The 15315-nt window shown below is 52.7% G+C and carries 11 protein-coding genes; 7 read left to right on the top strand and 4 right to left on the bottom strand.

From position 1 onward, the window contains the following. Positions 1–3: 3 nt before the first annotated feature. The 6 genes from WJM45_RS19995 (at position 4) to WJM45_RS19970 (ending at position 6445) form a co-directional block, all read left to right on the top strand. Positions 4–804, top strand: coding sequence for a F0F1 ATP synthase subunit B (locus tag WJM45_RS19995; RefSeq protein ID WP_341326776.1), 801 nt, complete (start codon positions 4–6; stop codon positions 802–804). After that, positions 794–2317: an alternate F1F0 ATPase, F1 subunit alpha gene (locus WJM45_RS19990; RefSeq protein ID WP_341326775.1), complete on the top strand. Its 1524-nt coding sequence runs from the start codon at positions 794–796 to the stop codon at positions 2315–2317. The genes WJM45_RS19995 and WJM45_RS19990 overlap by 11 nt, the downstream gene beginning before the upstream one ends. Further along, entirely contained in the window at positions 2314–3219 is a 906-nt protein-coding gene (locus WJM45_RS19985) for a F0F1 ATP synthase subunit gamma (protein WP_341326774.1), read from the top strand. Before WJM45_RS19990 ends, WJM45_RS19985 begins: the two co-directional genes overlap by 4 nt. Positions 3220–3739: 520 nt before the next feature. Then, positions 3740–5206 carry a TrkH family potassium uptake protein gene (locus tag WJM45_RS19980; protein ID WP_341326773.1) on the top strand — a complete coding sequence of 489 codons (1467 nt, stop codon included), beginning with the start codon at positions 3740–3742 and terminating at the stop codon, positions 5204–5206. A 2-nt stretch (positions 5207–5208) separates the two neighbouring features. Then, the gene (locus WJM45_RS19975; RefSeq protein ID WP_341326772.1) at positions 5209–5865 is read left to right on the top strand and encodes a TrkA family potassium uptake protein; all 657 of its coding nucleotides are present in this window, start codon (positions 5209–5211) and stop codon (positions 5863–5865) included. 166 nt (positions 5866–6031) lie between these two features. Further along, complete coding sequence (locus WJM45_RS19970; protein WP_341326771.1) at positions 6032–6445, top strand: Dabb family protein; 414 nt, start codon at positions 6032–6034, stop codon at positions 6443–6445. 883 nt (positions 6446–7328) lie between these two features. On the opposite strand, the gene WJM45_RS19965 is transcribed toward WJM45_RS19970, so the two are convergent. From WJM45_RS19965 to mpl, 3 genes are all read right to left on the bottom strand, one after another. Then, on the bottom strand, positions 7329–7796 hold the full coding sequence (locus WJM45_RS19965; RefSeq protein ID WP_341326770.1) for a nucleoside deaminase: 468 nt from the start codon (positions 7794–7796) through the stop codon (positions 7329–7331). Positions 7797–7905: 109 nt separating this feature from the next. Then, the gene (locus WJM45_RS19960) at positions 7906–11991 is read right to left on the bottom strand and encodes a hypothetical protein (protein WP_341326769.1); all 4086 of its coding nucleotides are present in this window, start codon (positions 11989–11991) and stop codon (positions 7906–7908) included. 286 nt (positions 11992–12277) lie between these two features. Beyond that, positions 12278–13630 (bottom strand): UDP-N-acetylmuramate:L-alanyl-gamma-D-glutamyl-meso-diaminopimelate ligase, encoded by a 1353-nt coding sequence (gene mpl / locus WJM45_RS19955; RefSeq protein ID WP_341326768.1) that lies wholly within the window; start codon positions 13628–13630, stop codon positions 12278–12280. A gap of 158 nt (positions 13631–13788) precedes the next feature. Here mpl and WJM45_RS19950 point away from each other — a divergent pair, with 158 nt between their 5' ends. After that, a complete protein-coding gene (locus tag WJM45_RS19950) occupies positions 13789–14883 on the top strand; it encodes an alkene reductase (RefSeq protein WP_341326767.1) in 1095 nt (364 codons plus the stop codon). Here the strand turns inward: WJM45_RS19950 and WJM45_RS19945 are convergent. Then, the gene (locus WJM45_RS19945; RefSeq protein WP_341326766.1) at positions 14872–15078 is read right to left on the bottom strand and encodes a hypothetical protein; all 207 of its coding nucleotides are present in this window, start codon (positions 15076–15078) and stop codon (positions 14872–14874) included. The genes WJM45_RS19950 and WJM45_RS19945 overlap by 12 nt on opposite strands. Between the last annotated feature and the right edge of the window lie 237 nt (positions 15079–15315).

Below are 15315 nucleotides of genomic sequence, written 5' to 3'. Positions count from 1 at the left end.
GCCATGCTAATCGACTGGTTCACGGTCTTCGCTCAGCTGGTCAATTTTCTGATTTTGATGGCCTTGTTGAAACGGTTTCTTTACAAGCCCGTCATGCAAGCGCTGAAAGACCGCGAAGCCAAAATAGCGCAGCAATTGGAGGAAGCCCGTGAAATCAAGGCTGCTGCCGAACGAGAGCGCATCGAGTATGTCGAAAAAATCGAACGTTTCGAGCGGCAAAGAGACGGTCTTTTGAAACAAGTGCATGATGATGCGGCACATGAGCGCGAAAAGCTGATCAAGGCGGCAAGAACCGAATCCGATGAGCTTCGTTCCGCCTGGCAGCAAGCACTAAAAAACGAGCAAAATCGCTTACACCGGGAACTCATGCGAAATACCCGGGAGGAAGTTTTTGCCATCAGCCGTAAAACGTTAGCCGATTTGGCTTCGGTGAGCCTGGAGCAGCGTATTTGCGAAGCCTTTCTCCAACGTCTGCACACGCTCGACGACTCCGAAAAGAATCGCCTTAGCGATGCAATTCAAGCTTCACCGGATCCAATCCGGGTCCGTAGCACTTTCGCTCTGATGCCGGAACAGCAAAGCGCGATCAAACAAGCCGTCAGCGACGTATTTAAAGTTAATGCCACGATTGAATTCGATGTCGATGCAGATCAAATCAGCGGCATCGAACTGAGTGCGAATGGACGGAAACTTTCCTGGAACATCGCAGGATACCTGCAAGACTTTGAGAACAGTATAGGCCGGGCATTAACGGCTAAAACCGTATCTCAGAGCCATTCCGGAACCGATACTCATGTCGTCTGATCAGTTAGCAAACGTTCTGGAGCGAGCCTTCGAGGACATCAAGCAGGCTCGTGAAACCTTTAGCCCGCAAATGACCTTGCAAGAGGTGGGCATTGTCACAACCGTGTCTACCGGCATCGCCAAAGTGTCCGGTTTGCCGGGCGTGGGTTTTGAAGAGTTAGTCAGATTTCCGAACGATTTATACGGCATTGCCTTCAATGTCGAAGAGGAAGAGGCCGGCGTCGTGTTGCTCGGCGATTACTGGCATTTGCAAACCGGCGATGAAGTCGAACGCACCGGCCGGGTAATGGACGTGCCGGTGGGCACGGGACTCATCGGACGCGTGATCGACCCGCTAGGTCATGCCATGGACGGAAAAGGACCGCTCGATTTTAGCGAGCGCCGTCCCATAGAGCGCGAAGCGCCTGCGATCATGGACCGGTCTCCGGTGACCGTACCGCTGCAAACCGGCATTAAAGTCATTGACGCCTTGATCCCGATCGGCCGAGGTCAGCGCGAACTGATCCTGGGCGATCGGCAAATCGGCAAAACCTCCATTGCGATCAACACGATACTTAATCAGCGCGATCAAAATGTCCTATGTATTTATTGCGCGATCGGCCAACGGGCTTCGGCCGTGTCTCAAGTGATCGCCACCCTACAGGAAAAAGGCGCGATGGATTATACGCTGGTCGTGGTCACGGGCGGCCACCGCCCGTCCGGTTTAGCCTATATCGCGCCTTATGCGGCGACCAGCATAGCCGAATATTTCATGGAGCAAGGCCGCGACGTTCTGATCGTCTATGACGACTTAACCAATCATGCCCGCGCTTACCGCGAGCTTTCATTATTGTTGCGCCGGCCGCCGGGACGCGAAGCTTTTCCCGGCGATATTTTTTATATTCATTCCCGATTATTGGAGCGCGCGACACATTTGCATGAGGATCTCGGCGGCGGCTCATTGACCGCGCTGCCGATCATCGAAACCGAAGCGCAGAATCTGTCCGCCTATATTCCGACCAATCTGATTTCGATTACCGACGGCCAGATTTATTTGTCGCCGGCCCTGTTCGAATTGGGCGTGTTGCCGGCCATCGATGTGGGCAAATCGGTATCGCGGGTGGGCGGCAAGGCCCAGCGCCCCGCCTATCGTTCCGTTGCGGGCGACCTGAAGCTGGCTTACGCGCAATTCGAGGAATTGGAAACCTTTGCCCGTTTCGGCACCCGTCTGGATGAACATACCCGCAAGACGATCGAACACGGCCGCCGTATCCGCACCTGCCTTAAACAGCCGGAATTCGAAACGTTTTCGGTAGCCGAACAAATAGCGGTTTTACTGGCATTGACAGAAGGATTGTTCGATACCGTACCGCCGGACCGGATGCCCGAGGCGGAGCTCGCGGTCCGAAATGCATCACGGGAGCTGCCCGAAGCGCTGCGGCAAAGCCTGTTGTCGGACGAATCATTAAGCGATTCGAACCGCGCCGCTATCGTCGAACTCGCCGGCAAGGTACTGACGCCGATGCAAAAATGACCGATACATCGAACGAGTTGCGCCGTAAAATCGAAGGCGCGGGCGATCTGAAAAGTGTCGTGCGGACCATGAAAGCGCTGGCCGCTTCCAGCATCGTTCAATACGAAGAAGCCGTACGTTCCTTGGAGGATTACGCCCGCACCGTCGAACTGGCGTTGACGGCGAGCCTAAAGCCGATGGGCGTAGGCGCCTATGGCGAAATCGCGCGGCGCAGAACTGCGGACCGGATCGGCGTGATCGTTTTAGGCACCGATCAAGGCTTGGTCGGACAGTTCAATGACGTTTTGGTCGAATTCGCGGTCAAGCGATTACAAGAATTGGCGGGCGAGCAAGTCATCTGGACCGTTGGCGAACGCATTCACGGGCATCTGCTCGACTCCGGATTAGCGGTAAGCGGAGTGTTTGCGACGCCCAATTCGGTGGCTGCCATTACACCGCTGATCGGCCAACTGTTGATCGAAGCCGAAACCCGGCAACTGAGCCATGAAAGTTCGCTTTATCTTTTCCATAACCGGCCTAAATCGGAGGCCGGAGCCGTCTATGAGCCGGTCTGTCTGCGTCTGTTGCCGCTGGATTCCGCGTGGCGGCTCAAGTTTGTCAAGGCTGCTTGGCCAACCGATAATCTCCCGGAGACTGTCGGCGATTACGATGGTACTCTGAGAGCCCTGATCCGGGAGTATCTCTTTGTTTCGATGTACAGAGCCTGCGCCGAGTCGCTCGCCGGCGAAAACGCCAGTCGTCTGGCGGCGATGCAGCGGGCCGAAAAGAATATCGACGAGCTGCTGGATGAACTCAGCCGGACCTTCAATCAGACACGCCAGCGAAGTATCGACGAGGAATTGTTCGATGTCATTTCCGGTTATGAATCGATGTCTAAAAAAGCCGATTCGGGCAAACGGTAACATACGTGCAAGATACCTTGTCAAAAACTTGCCTATTATCCTAAATTCGGCAGTTTAACCATGAAGCACATAAAGTTCATGAAGGATTCAAGAAATTACCTAACGTTTATGAAGATATAGCCATCGCCCCGGCAAATGAAAGTACGAGGGACGGGTTGAGAGTGCGGTCACTCGCCCGACAGGACGCCGTAAACCCAGCACCTAAATTGGGCATAATATTAAATAATTGCCAATGACCTATGGCATTTAGGTGCTGGGTAAATACATCCTTGTAGGCTCGACGACGGCTTTCCCTGCCGCCGACGCCTGTCAGTCGAGCAACCGCACCCTCTTCGGTTCGCGTACTTTCACGGTAAACATTCTCGCTACCCTTTTTGGTGAGCGAAAGCTCTATACAAACGTGCAATAAGTTATTGAATCGACTTCCTATTCTTCATGAACTTCATGGTGAAATGCTTTTTATTAGAATTATTCAACTTTACGAAATAATACGTGTACTCTCCGGAGGAGCATTTTCGACATGAGTCTTTCCGATGTTTCCCGCGTCTTGGCTCAACCCGTGCGTTACCGGGTCTTGGCCCGTTATCTGTCACGCATCGGACTGGTCGTCATCCTGTTGAGGCTGATCCCGATCTTGGTCTCCGGGATAAACGGCGAATGGCTATTCACGATACATCAGTTGCTGGCCTTGGCCGTACTTTCCGCGATCTGTCTGCCTTTGTCCCGATTACGTCCGCCCGAAGACATCAAGCGCAATGAAGTGATGGTCATTTCGGCGTTGTCTTTCGTCCTGGCCGCGGCACTGGAGGCGATACCTTTCGTCGGCACCGGTTTGAGCGGCATCGACGCCTTCTTCGAAGCGGTATCGGGCGTCACGACGACCGGCTTGAGTACGATGACAGGATTACAGGAACATTCGATCGGTGTTCTGTTCGCGCGCTCCTGGATGCAATGGTATGGCGGACTGGGTGTTGTGGCCTTTTCGGTTGCGTTGTTATTTTTGGATAGAGGCATTGCTTCCCGCCGTTTGGCGATGGGCGAAATCAACGATAGCCGCGATTTTTTGGGTAATGCACGCAGTCACTCGATCAATTTACTGGTCATTTATTGTGTGCTGACGCTGTCTGCAATCGGTGTGTTATTGATAGCCGGTGCCTCCCCGTTGAGCGCCGTCACGCATGCTTTGAGCGGCGTATCGACCGGCGGTTTTTCGATTTACGACTCCAGTCTCGCCGCGATAAACGCCTGGTCGGTCCAGTTTTTAATGGTGTTGTGCGGTGTGGCGGGAGCTGTTTCGTTGCCTTTTTATTATCGTCTCTCTCGAACCGGTAGCAAAGAATTGTCATGCAATCCGGAAATTCTGGCATTGCCGGTAATATCGATTGCGATAATAGGCTTGTTGTTTTTGTGTTTAGATTCGAATAGTGCCAATGTCTTAGTCAGACTGAAAATAGCCGTGATCATGGGACTCTCGGCGCAAACGACGACCGGCTTCGCGAATGCCGATGTTGCATCATTGGATGATACCGCTAAACTGTGCCTTATTGTTTCAATGCTGGTCGGCGGCTCGATAGGTTCGACCGCGGGCGGTATCAAGATTCTCAGATTCTTGATCGTACTGCGCTTGCTGCAGTTTTTTATCCAACGTACGGCGCTGCCGGCTCATGCCGTATTGGAGCGGGAATTGGGCGGCGACAAGATGGAATCGGATGACATCGAAAGAGCCTTGCTGCTGATTTTGATCTTCGTCGGCACGGTGTTATGTTCGTGGCTGCCGTTTCTGATGGCGGGTTACGATCCAATGGATGCCCTGTTAGAAGTGGTCTCGGCGTGTTCGACGACAGGCTTGTCGACCGGCATTACCGGAAGCGGTCTGGAACCGTGGCTGAAAGCGGTTTTGATTGCCGACATGTTGCTGGGACGGGTTGAATTCATCGCTTTTTTAGTGTTCCTTTATCCTCGAACCTGGATCAAAATTAGGAGTTGAACTTGAAAGTCGTATTCATCGGCGCGTCGTCGTTGGCGATCGCAACGGCCGAACGTTTATTGAAGGAAGGTCACGAAGTCATCATCATCGATAATGACAAGACCGTGATCGATGAATTGATGGAACGCCTCGATTGCGTTTTCATACATGGTAACGGCAGCAAGCCGGCGATTCTGAAGGAGACCGACCCGGGCTCGATCGACGTGCTGTTTTGCTTGACCAAGAGCGACGAAGCCAACATCATCGCTAGCCTGGTGGCCCGTTCGCTCGGCGTCAAACGCGTCATTACCCGTATTGAAGATCACGAGTTCGAACATATCTGCGTCGAGCTGGGTCTGAACGACACGATCGTTCCGACATTGACCAATGCCCGCTATTTGGCGAATATCGCCGCGGGCAGGAATATTCTGGAGCTATCCGCGACGATCCGAGGCAATGTCAGGCTGTTCAGTTTTATCGCCGACGAAGCCGAGGAAGGCCCTATCGACGACCTAGACTTACCGAAGCACACAAGAGCGATCTTTTTTTACCGGGATAATAGATACAATACCGCCGACCGCGATACCGAACTCAAAAAAGGCGATGAAGTCGTGCTGGTAACGACATCCGGAGAATACGAGCAATTGCATGACAAATGGTCCAACGGCAAGGCGAGGTAGGCTGTATAGGTTCGATTTTCGCTTATAGTTTCTTGTCGGGTTTAAAACGGCAACAACAAAAACCGCCGCGATTCATCATTGCCGGTTCCCGCTTCATGACGGATAGATTAACCGGATTTTAGCATTCAGCGATCGAACATCGCTTTATTACCGAGGAGGACAAAAAATGAAATTAGCGAAACCCCTTTCACTCTTGATGATATTGGCCGCATTGAGTTCGGCAGCAGGCGCAAAGGAACCGGCAACCGAATCCGGGGAACAGCGTAAGGCACATCATATCGTGATCATCTGGTTGAAACAACACGGTGATGAAAACGCGCGGCAAAAATACATCGAAGGCACCAAACGCCTGGCCAAGTTGCCCGGAGTGCTTGCCTACAACATCGGCACGCCGACCGCCGTTAAACGTAAACACGCCAGCCACTCGCTAGACGATTCCTATGATATCGCAATCTCCAGCACCTTCGAAAACAAACAGGCGCTGGAAAATTATTTGAATCACCCGGTCCATGATCAAGTCCTCAAAGAAGTCCTGAAACCCTTGGTTGAAAAATACAAGGCCTACGATTTCATCGAATGATCATGGGCCGCGATTAGTTGGCGTGATTCGAATTTAGGACTAAGGATTTCGTGATAAATAACGTCCTGGAACAATGAGCCTTGTTGAGGGTTCGGTCACTCGCTTGGCAGGACGCCGTGAATACGTCCGTGTAGGCTTGACGGCGGCGACTAATTGCCATGGATGGCATGAATGCAGATTTTGCAGGAGCAAAAATCTGCCCTGCCGCCGACACCTGCCAATCGAGCAACCGAACCCTCCTTAAAATAGGGAAGTTATTTATGGCCAAACCCTAAGTATACCTAACGTACAAAAAGCAGCGACCAAACGCTAGATTGTCGTATCGTCCAGCAAGGCTATTGGTGATTGAGCGTTAGCGGCTTCGATAGACGTGACGTAGGAGTCGCTCCCCGCAACTAATGCTGTTACCCAAGCTGGAGCTCTCGCCGTTATACACAAGTATCGGTAAACTTGCTAAACAGAGGTCATCGTATACCTGGAAACTGTGCTGTTTGATAAATCTGCGGATATTGAACATCAGTGGCTTTCCCTCACCTAGCGTTAGGTGAGGGACGACGAAGGCGTCGCTCCCACAAGGGGGCCGGATGCTCTGTGGGAGCGATCCCCAGATCGCGATTTCGAAGTCGGGAATGTTGGGCGACAAAAAATGGTATCGAAGCCTCATTAGCTAAGATTGCAAAACGGTAATTTTTGACTTATGTATAACGATGAGTGCTGGAGCTTGGGAAAGAGCGGGATGCGGGTTGGTCGTTTTTTCCTCGTTCCCACCGCTCCAGCGTGGGAATGCATACCGATCTTGCCTCGGCAACCAAGGTATGGGTTCCCACGGAGGACCGTGGGAACCAGAAAAAGTCAACAGCATTGAGATCGCCCCTTACCCTATTCAATATTTTGCCTGGTGAAATATGCCGCGCGGTGCGTTGTCGAACAGCGCATTGCATTCGGCTTCCAACAGCCCGCCGACGACACGGCTTTTTCGAAACGGTGTTTTTGCGGCGACTTCTTCGGCGCGGATTTCGATCTGCCACCAACCCCGACTTTGCAAATACGGAATCGACGTGCCGTAATAAACCGTAGCGATACCGGCCCATTCGATCGCGCTTTGGCACATCGGACACGGCTCGGCTGTCGTGTAAAGATCGAATTCGCTCCAGTCGTCCGCAGGATATGCCTCGGCGCAGCGGTTGATTGCGTCGATTTCGCCGTGCCAGGTCGGATTCAGCGCCGATCGGTTATAGCCTTCGGCAACGATCTCGCCGGTCGCGCGCCGAACGATCACTGCCCCAAAAGGAAACTCGGGGACCAGCAAAGCCAGTTCGATCGCCCGGCGCATGTAATCTTCATGAGTCATCGACATACCTCGTAAAAGGGAGAAGACATTGAAGTACCGAAATTTGAAGTCGCGTAGGTCGGGTTAGCGAAAGCGTAACCCGACATGACGCTAAATGCTTTTTATAGGCTCACAATTGATTCTTCTCCTCCCGATGCCCTGAATCCAACGGCGATTCCAGTTTGACGATATCCCTTTTCCATAGCCCGTTCGACGAGAAACAAGTCCAGCCCCATTTCAGCCAGTTTAATAATGCAACTGCAAGCCAGAGCGACCAGGCCAACATCAGCAGGCGGTAGACCATCAGCGGAACCGATACGACGGTTGCGGTCGGCAATAACTCGTCGCTTCTGTCCTGGTACCAATTCAGACGGTAGGCGCTCGATTGGTTACCGGTAATCTGCATGTCCGGCGAGCCTAGGAGCCCTTGTTCGACGGCCCAGAATAACAACATCAACGACAACAACGTCAAAAGCCCGAGACCGACTTGCGCGGCATTGAAGGTCTTGGTCGATTGCGCCGGTCGTTCTTTGCGAAGCCCCAATGCAATAAGCCAGAGCACAACGATCAGTGCCGATAACACCGGTATTTGACTCAAGCCGATCAACAGCAACAGCCAGTGCCGGGTTTTCAGCGGCGTCAGCGTGACCTTGCCCAAGCCGAACGAGACGATCACGATCACGACCAGCACGCCCCAGATCAACACCGCCGGCCCGAAACGCGGCCCCATCGTCATCAGAACCCAACGGTCCTCACCTAATGTGAGATGTAGATTACTGTTGACGCTCGGTAAGGCCAGATCGACTTGCGGCGACTCGAGTACGCTCGACATCGGCACCGACTCTTGCCAGCTCACGACGACTTGATGTTTGCCAGGATCGATCGGCAATACCACTTCGCGCTCCTTTTGCCGGATCGGGCGGGATTGGCCGTTGATCGTAACCGCCTCCAATACGGCCTGTTCGGGGAGTCGGATCGTGTGTTGCGCGGCGAGCGAGCTATCCAAAGCAAGCTCCAATTGCGCATTACGGCTGCGGCTTCCCGGAGTCAAATTCAAGCGGCTGCTCTCAATCGTCAGTGTTTGGCCTGGTGCAGGTTCGGGTCGGCTTACCGTCAACACGACCTGCTCACCGGGCCAAGGCCGCCATTCGGGCAACCAGTAGCCGCGCTTGTCTTGATGCATCATCGCGATGCCTGCCGTTTCGATATGCCAAACCGGACTGACATCGGCGCGCCAGATTTCGACCCATTGATCGGTTGCCGAGGCGGTGAATTCGATACGATCCGATTTTTTAAGCACAGACTCCCAGTGCATTACGTTTTGCGTTGCGCTCATATTGACCAAGGCGCTGCCCTTTTCGACACGTACGCCGCCGGTAATCACCGACTCTCCGTCAAGCAGCGGCACGGCCAAGACGATTGAAGAGCCGGATGGCGAGACTCTGACGATACGGGTTTCGACTCGCCAATCCAAGCCCAGCTGTAAAGTCCGTTCAATTCTGACGAACGGCGGCAAGATGCCCGGATCGAATGCGGCTTTTTCCGTTACGACTTCGGTTTGCGCTATCCGGGAAAACTGGAGTTGATCGTCGGTCAAGCCGTTTTCATGAACGCCGAAAACCTGCCAATCGCTGACCGACAATTCGGCGCGCTTCGGTTTCAAAGGCAACGGTACGGTAAACTTTGCCAATGGAGGCGCCGCGCCTTTCATCACGACCCGATGCAAACCGGCGTCGAGAGCGAGCCATAAGCCGTTATTAGAGCTGTACAGCGTTTTTGCCGGTTCGCCGTCTATGCTGACCGTGTTCGGATACCAATGCTCGTAGTGTCCAGGCAACGGCACCGCGACGCTGTCCTGTGCGTGTACTTCCAAATCGATCGTCAATTCCTTGTCGGAAATCGTGAGTTGCATCAACGAAATGCCGGCGCAATTCGGTACGCAATCAGGCGCTTTCTGCAGTCGGTTTTTCAATTCGTCGAGCAAGACAGGGTCGGGGAATGCTGCTTGCACCGGCGCATTTGGCATCATCAATATCGGCAGCCCCATTAGTATTAGCAAACTTGCTGTCGAACGATTGAATTTAAAGTGTTTCGGCAAGCGTTCGAGCATCGCGATCGCCAAGAGCGCAATTAAGCCGACTCTCAGAAAATTCAGCAGCATTGTCACGAACGGCGACAGATACCATAAGCTGATTTGCTGGTCGGGAGTTACCGATCCGTTCCAGCTCAAATTGATTTTCTGCCATTGCCATTGCGGCAAACCGGGGCCGGTTTGGATTTTTGCATTCGGATCGGTACGTTCGGACAGCCGCTTTTGCGGTGCGGCAGAAGGTACGGCTTGCGAAACGATACCGGCGGCGCTACGCGCCTTTTTACGCACTGCGTCCAGCGACGGCGCTTCCATCATCATCAATTCATCCGCCGTTTCGGGCATTGCGCCGGCAACGGGACGCTCATAACGGGGGCCTTGTATCGGTTGCCACGGCTTTTCCAATTGCGGATAGAGTCCGATGCGGACCTGATCGACCATGAACGGTATCGCAATCAACACCAATACGGCCCAGGCAGCACTGCGGTAAGCGCCGACCACGCTTCTGAACTTGCCTTCCGGCAAGACTTTCAATAAGGCCGCAGCCGCCAGGATATTGAGCCATACCCATTGCGGCGCTCCGGGTTCATGCCAGATCAATACCAAGGTCAGCAAAGTCAGTCCGCCATGATAGACATTCCAAAGCCGTAGTGCTGCGAGTGAGGCGATCAGCACTAAAAACAAATCGAGTAAAGTCCAATGCGACAACCATGAATCCGGCACATTATCGACACCGCCGGCGGCAAGTAAGCGCCAGCCGGGCGGGAGGTTCAATTCTGCACGAACTTGATGAAAGGATTGCGCCCAGCCGACTGCGTTCAAGCTTCCTCGCGAGCCGGAGATTCGGCTATCGGCATCCAATCGAATCGCGCCTTTTCTGACTTCGACGCCTCGGCTTTGTCCGTCGGGTGCGCGCGTGATCAATTGATTCGCGCCGTCCAGGCTAACGCGCCCGAGTTCGGTGCGAGGCAATGCATCGAGTCGCCATCCTTGCGATAGGGTTCCGGTGATTTTATCGTTAACGGTATATCCTTTGCCGTCGAAATCGAGCCATAGAGTTCGGGTCAAATTTAGGTTGTTCGGCTCGCCGTCCGGGTCTCCCCGGCGAATCGTTTTCAAAACCAGACTCTCACCTGGTTGAATCGCGTATGCAGGAAAGCGTTTCCAGTTTTCGGGTAAATTGGTTTGTGTCGGGTCGATCGCGGCGGGGCGTTCAACTTCGACGACACGTAACGACGGCCGCGCATCGAAGACCCAGAGTTCGGATTTCGACCAGTCTTTCGACTGATCGGACAACGGTTCGGAAAAAGGTATCGTGTTGAGAGCCTCGGTGCTGCGAGCCATGATGTCAAGCTGCCAACGTCCGGGACGGACTTGTACCAATAATTGACCGTCCGGTTCCAGTCGGGCTGGCAGAGGGCTATCGATGCGGAGTGGCAGAAAGTCTTCCAGCATCGGATAAGCAAACTTGACTTCGCGTTGTTCGCCCGACACATTCAAATCCAATCTTGTCAGCACTTGCATCGGTATGTCGTCGATCAGTTGCCGAAATATCTGAATTTCCAAGCTATTGCGTTCATCGGGTTTTACGGGGCTGTCGTCGGTTCGGGTAAGCCACAATTGGCCGCGTTTTAGGTTGGGTCGGTCTATGAATTGGCCGTTGATGCTTAGAGTGATGAGGCCGGTGTCCTGCGGGACCGTCAAGTTTTCGGGCAATTTATCCCAAGCAAAAGCACCCTCTATAGTGTAAGTGCCGGGTTCGAGAAAAACGCTTGGACGTCCCTTTTTTTCCGTAACCAAGAGCGGCTTACCGTTAGCCGTTACATTGAGCGGCCATTGCTTATCATGGCCGGGCAAATTGACCCAACTTTCCCGGTATGCTTGCCAAATGATCGAAAAGCGGCCTTCGGTGCGGCTTAGCGCTAAGTCCAATTGCGAAGGCCAGGCGCAACGCTTTTGTTCGAAGCTGTTGTAGAGAAACGGACAGCCTCGCTCGGTATCGTCGTGCAGGACCCAGTCGATCCAGGGCTTGAGCGGTTCGGGAATGCGTTCCGGTTTGAGTGGCTCGGCCCAACAGGGGAAGGCAAGCCATAAAATGGGCAATAGTAAACACCGAACTCTGAGCATGATCTGAACTCCTGTCGATAAAGGGCGAGGAAAGCAATTGCTAAAGTATGCGTTTTGTCTCGTAAGGTACGCACTCAATGCCATTAAGTTAAGGGAAACCCGTCATTCCGCCATGGACTGGCGGAATCCAGTGCCATGGATGGCAAGCTTTTGAGGCACAGTAGAGTCTGAAGCCAGCGCTACCCATTCTGTGACGACTTAACTTAATGGTGGTGAGGATACGCACTGCGTAGCTTTTGCAAAGCTTTGATATTCGGAGCCGCAAAAAAGGTGCGCGTTGCGCTCCCTATCTTAACTCTTGCTGTAAGCGCGTATATATGCCGCCGAAACTGCCGTTGCTCATCAATACGAAGTGTCCGCCGTAGCGGGCTTCCAATTTGAGCTTGGCGATGATTTCGTCGAGAGTTTTACAGATTTCGATATTGCCGGCGTAATTTTTTAGACCGCTTAAGTCCCAGCCCAGGTTTTCCGGTTGGAATAGAATGGCTTGATCGGCTTCAACCAGCGATTTGGCCAGCGATTCGGTATGAATGCCCATGCGCATCGTATTCGAGCGAGGCTCGACGATCGCGATGATGCGCTCGGAACCGACTTGCTTGCGCAAACCTTCCAAGGTCGTCTTGATCGCGGTCGGATGGTGCGCAAAGTCATCGTAGAGCGTTACGCCGTCGATTTTAGCCAAGACTTCCATGCGTCGTTTGACATTCTTGAACTCGCCCAATGCCGCAATTGCATCCTTAGGCGTAATGCCGATATGGCGTGCCGCCGCGATGGCCGAAAGCGCATTGCCGACATTATGATGGCCGGTCAAACTCCAGATTACCTCGCCTTGTTCCGTTCCCGCATAACTAACTTTGAATCGAGTGCCGTCCGGATTGATCAATTCGGCATTCCAGGCAGACCGGCCTTCGATCGAAGTCTTTTCGATCGGCGTCCAACAGCCCATTTCCAAAACATCGGCTATATTCGCATCGGCTTCGGGTGCGATCACGAGGCCTTCGCCAGGCACGGTTCTGAGCAAATGGTGAAATTGTTTTTTGATCGCATCGAGGTCCGGAAAGATGTCGGCATGATCGTATTCGAGATTGTTCAGGATCGCGGTTCTCGGCCGATAATGCACGAATTTCGAGCGCTTGTCGAAAAATGCGCAGTCGTATTCGTCGGCTTCGATCACGAAGAACGACGATTCGCCGAGCCGGGCCGATATGCCGAAGTTAAGAGGAATGCCGCCGATCAGAAAGCCCGGTTTGAAGCCCTGATATTCCAGTATCCAGCTCAACATACTGGTTGTCGTCGTTTTGCCGTGCGTGCCGGCGACGCCGAGTACCCAGCGCTCGGCCAAAACGTGTTCGGCGAGCCATTGCGGGCCGGAAACGTATTTCATGCCGCGATTCAAGACCGCCTCGACTTCCGGATTGCCGCGCGATAGCGCATTACCGATCACGACTAAATCAGGCTTGCAATCGAGATTTTCCGGCCGGTAACCGCTCATCAGTTCGATACCTTGCTGTTCGAGCTGAGTACTCATCGGCGGATAGACATTCTGATCGGAACCGGTGACTTTATAGCCGAGTTCCCGCGCGATTAACGCCAACCCGCCCATGAAGGTTCCGCAAATGCCCAATATGTGTATATGCAAAGTCTTATCCTTTTACGAAAACAATATAATGTTCGGTACAATCATAGCCGTAGCGATTCTTTTTGCAACCTTATAAGAAAAACCAATTTTCCGATTCAATGGGATCACTGGAGCGCTGACTTCACCCGGATTTCCCGTAACACTTAAAGAGCAGAAAAATGACTTCCGAAGATATTTTATTTACCCCCGTAAAAATAGGCAGATATACGCTGAGAAACCGCATCATTATGGCGCCGCTGACCCGGAGCCGCGCGCAGCAACCCGGAGATATTCCCTGGGAGTTGAATGCCGACTATTACCGGCAGCGAGCCGGCGCCGGATTAATTGTCTCGGAAGCCACGCACATTTCGCCGCAAGGTAAGGGCTATGCTTTCACTCCGGGTATTTATAGTGTCGCTCAAATTGATGGTTGGCGCAAAATAACCGATGCGGTGCATGAAGAGGGAGGATTAATTTTTTTGCAACTCTGGCATGTCGGTCGCGTTTCGCATCCCGACCTGCAACCGGGCAATGCATTGCCGGTCGCACCTTCGGCTATCGGTATCGAAGGCATGGCATTTACCGAGACAGGTTTAAAACCCTTTGTGACGCCTAGAGCGTTGGAGTTGTCGGAAATACCGGGCATTATCGACCAATACCGCATCGCGGCCGAAAATGCGTTGATTGCCGGGTTCGACGGCGTTGAGATACATGCCGCGAACGGTTATTTGCTGGATCAGTTTCTGAGGGACGGTTCCAATCACAGAACCGATGCTTACGGCGGCAACATCGACAACAGAGTGCGCCTATTGCTTGAAGTCACCGAAGCGGTGATCGATGCGGTCGGCGCCGACCGAACCGGTTTGCGATTATCGCCGACCAATGCCTTTAACAGCATGAGCGACAGCAATCCGCAAGGCCACTTTAATTATGCGGTCGAGCAATTGAACCGTTTCGATTTGGCCTATTTGCATATCGTCGAACGCATGGTTCCGATCGAGGAAGATACCGCCGAATTCGATTTTGCCGCGTTGCGGCGGCATTTCAACGGGCCTTATATCGCGAACGGCGGCTATGACGAGGAAAGTTCACGAAATAGTATTGCCCGCAATTTGTGCGACACGGTTGCTTTCGGCAAGCTTTACATCGCCAATCCTGACTTGACCGAACGCTTTCGCCTGAATGCGCCGCTCAACAAGCCCGACCCCGATACCTTTTACGGCGGCGATGAAAAAGGTTATACCGATTATCCGGCCTTGAATTCAGTCGACTAACGCGATTTCATGCTCGTCTAGTTCCGAGCGGTATGAACTAGGTGATTTTTTGCTCTTATCCGCCTGGGAACTGTTTTTCTCACCGGATAAGGTGCTTAAATACTCCGGACTCAAGTCCGGATAAAAGCTTATGCATACTTGATCTAATTCTTTACCCAAAAATTGCGGTATGCTTGTCGACTCGTTAACAATCATTTTTTTGCTCTCATCTTAATTCGACTCGCATGATAAGCGCGGAATTTTACATTTATGTGACATCGCTAAAACAAATAATCGGGTTTGATGTATCTATGAAATAATACTGCGACTTTTGTCATCAAGATAAACAAGGCTCCAACTTTATTCCAATCATCCTAAATTCGACAGTTTAACCATGAAGCGCATGAAGTCTTTTAAACGTCTCGTTATGACTGAACCTGGCAAATAAACCGA

This window comes from Methylotuvimicrobium sp. KM2, assembly GCF_038051925.1.
Taxonomy (GTDB): Bacteria; Pseudomonadota; Gammaproteobacteria; order Methylococcales; family Methylomonadaceae; genus Methylotuvimicrobium.
The sequence above is the reverse complement of the archived record's forward strand: the minus strand, read 5'-3'. Positions and strand labels throughout refer to the sequence as shown.

What these genes read in the sequence shown, in the direction of transcription:
- WJM45_RS19945 (WP_341326766.1), bottom strand. Translation starts at nt 15,078, where the DNA reads ATGATTGTTAACGAGTCGACAAGCATACCGCAATTTTTGGGTAAAGAA.
- WJM45_RS19985 (WP_341326774.1), top strand. Translation starts at nt 2,314, where the DNA reads ATGACCGATACATCGAACGAGTTGCGCCGTAAAATCGAAGGCGCGGGC.
- WJM45_RS19950 (WP_341326767.1), top strand. Translation starts at nt 13,789, where the DNA reads ATGACTTCCGAAGATATTTTATTTACCCCCGTAAAAATAGGCAGATAT.
- WJM45_RS19990 (WP_341326775.1), top strand. Translation starts at nt 794, where the DNA reads ATGTCGTCTGATCAGTTAGCAAACGTTCTGGAGCGAGCCTTCGAGGAC.
- WJM45_RS19960 (WP_341326769.1), bottom strand. Translation starts at nt 11,991, where the DNA reads ATGCTCAGAGTTCGGTGTTTACTATTGCCCATTTTATGGCTTGCCTTC.
- WJM45_RS19970 (WP_341326771.1), top strand. Translation starts at nt 6,032, where the DNA reads ATGAAATTAGCGAAACCCCTTTCACTCTTGATGATATTGGCCGCATTG.
- WJM45_RS19965 (WP_341326770.1), bottom strand. Translation starts at nt 7,796, where the DNA reads ATGACTCATGAAGATTACATGCGCCGGGCGATCGAACTGGCTTTGCTG.
- WJM45_RS19980 (WP_341326773.1), top strand. Translation starts at nt 3,740, where the DNA reads ATGAGTCTTTCCGATGTTTCCCGCGTCTTGGCTCAACCCGTGCGTTAC.
- WJM45_RS19995 (WP_341326776.1), top strand. Translation starts at nt 4, where the DNA reads ATGCTAATCGACTGGTTCACGGTCTTCGCTCAGCTGGTCAATTTTCTG.